Annotated in this window: 2 protein-coding genes and 1 pseudogene; all 3 read right to left on the reverse strand. The window is 68.2% G+C overall.

Annotated elements, in window-relative coordinates; all coding sequences use genetic code 11:
- Positions 1–181: pseudogene (locus I71_RS16840) on the reverse strand (2,3-dimethylmalate lyase); the annotation flags it as partial.
- Positions 182–330: 149 nt separating this feature from the next.
- Positions 331–714 (reverse strand): antibiotic biosynthesis monooxygenase, encoded by a 384-nt coding sequence (locus I71_RS16845; protein WP_042696001.1) that lies wholly within the window; start codon positions 712–714, stop codon positions 331–333.
- Positions 711–2,273: TRAP transporter large permease (locus tag I71_RS16850; RefSeq protein WP_042696002.1), on the reverse strand; the 1,563-nt coding region annotated here is incomplete at its 5' end. The genes I71_RS16845 and I71_RS16850, both read right to left, overlap by 4 nt.

Raw genomic sequence — 2,273 nt, forward strand, 5'->3', positions numbered from 1 at the left:
GGGTCATCAGCCCGAGATCCCGGGTTCCCAGCCGGACGCGGGTGGCGCCGAAACCCGTCATGTAGAGGGCCGGAAAGCCCGCTGCCTGGACGAGGCGGGCCGTCAGGGCGTCCTGGGCGCCGGGTGCCATGACGATCTCGCCGCGACCGAGGAGCTGTTTCAGTGCCGTGCCGGAAGTCATCGCTTCAGTCTCGCTCTGTGCGGCCGGCGCGTGGAGGCGCCGGCCCGGTTTTCATGGTGTGTCCAGAGCGCCCTGCGTTTCATATTGAACGCACGGCGCTCTGACGTCATGTCTGGCGGTCGGATTCACGTTCCAGATCGAGTCCGATTCTACGCGATCCGATCCAGGCCGTAGGGGAGGGTGCCGTGCTCGTCGACCGCGAAGGTCGTGTGGAACACCTCGCCCTCGAACATCGCCAGCAGGTCCCGCGTGGGTTCCCGCGTCCGTTCGCGGATGTCCGAGGCCAGGGCCTCCCGCATCGCCGCGAGGCTCGGATAGCGGACGGAGAGCACCAGGGCGAGCGGCGGCGCGTCGGCGTCGGCGTCCAGCGGACGCAGCAGCCGGACCTCCAGCGCGCCCGGAAAGCGGCGCCACAGCGGGACCAGCCGCTCGGCCAGCAGGGCCTCGAAGGCGGTTTCGCACCCCGGCGACACCCGGCCCCGGAAGAAGGCGAAGCGCAGGACCTGGGTGGGCGCTTCCGGTGCCGCCGTCATCGGATCATCCCCAGATGGCGGGGAAGCCACAGCGAGACGTCGGGCACCAGGACCAGGACCAGCAGGGCCGCGACCAGCACCGCCAGATACTTCATCATCGGCCGCACGACGTTCTTCATCTGCGTCCCGGTCAGCGCGTTGGTGACGAACAGCCCGACCCCGATGGGCGGGGCGAAGAAGCCGAGCCCCATCGCGATCACCATGATGACGCCGAACTGCAGCGGGTTGATGCCCAGCGCGCCGGCGATCGGGGTCAGCAGCGGCCCGAACAGGATCAGCGCGGGTGCGCCCTCCAGGATCATGCCGAAGCCGAACATGATGACGATCGACACCAGGACGAAGCTGAGCGGCCCGAACTGCTGGCCGAGCGCGATCATCGCGGTGGAGATCTGGTCGGGAATGCGCTCGATCGTCAGCGCGTAGGACAGGCTGGAGGCGACGGCGACGATGAACAGGATGCTGCCGGTCATCGCAGCGGCCCGCACGAACAGGGCCACCGTCATCTTCAGCGTCAGCTCGCGGAACATCAGCCCGCCGACCACGAAGGCGTAGATCACGGCAAAGGCCGAGATCTCGGTCGAGGTGGCGATGCCGGTGGTGACTCCCCGTCCGATCATCAGGATCATCGCCAGCGTCACGGCGGCACCGCCGATCAGCGGCAGCAGCGGACGGCGCGGAACCTCGACGAAGACCCGGTCGAGATCGACGCGGGTGCCGGCGTAGATCGCGACGCCGGCCAGACACAGCGCCATCAGCACCGCCGGGATCACCCCGGCCATGAACAGGCCGCCGATCGAGATGTTGGACACGAAGGCGAAGATGATCAGGTTGACGCAGGGCGGGATCGTCTCCGCCATCACCGCCGTGCAGGCGAGCAGCCCGGCGGTCTCGTTCTCGTCCTGCCCGGTCTTGCGGATCGCCGGCATGATGACGCCGCCGACCGCCGCGATGTCGGCCAGCTTCGACCCCGACACGCCGGAGAACAGCATGGTGGCGAAGATGACGATCAGGTTCAGCCCGCCCCGGAACCGTCCGATCATGCGCAGCAGCAGCTCGATCAGCCGCGACGACATGCCGTTCACCTCCATGGTGAGGCCGGCGAGCACGAAGAAGGGGATGGCGAGCAGCACGAAGTGATGGGCGCCCGAGGACACCTGTTGCGCCCAGATCAGCATCGACAGCGACGGGTCCATCAGGAAATAGGACATCGACCCGAGACCGAGCGCGAAGGCCACCGGCACGCCGAGCGCCAGACCGCCGACCGCGGTGACGCAGAGCAGCAGAATCGGCGACACCGTGTTGTCCGGCAGCAGGGCGTTCCAGCCCAGGATGCCGGCGACGATGGTCAGGCAGACGGCCAGGGCCGGCCAGCGGGCGGTTGGCTCCGCCTTGAAACAATTGTTGACCGCGAACACCGTCATGGCGGCAACGCCCAGCAGCACCGGCAGGTGGAACCACCATTGCGGCAGGCCGATCGGCGTCGTCTGCCCGTGGGTGTCGAGCATCAGGTCGTAGGTCGCGTAGAGCAGCATGCCCGCCATCAGGGCGGTGGCCCAGGC

It is taken from the genome of Azospirillum sp. B506, assembly GCF_000333595.1.
Classification (GTDB): Bacteria; Pseudomonadota; Alphaproteobacteria; order Azospirillales; family Azospirillaceae; genus Azospirillum.

Bases quoted from the DNA above. Each gene is read 5' to 3' on its own strand.
- I71_RS16845 (WP_042696001.1), bottom strand. From the start codon at position 714: ATGACGGCGGCACCGGAAGCGCCCACCCAGGTCCTGCGCTTCGCCTTC.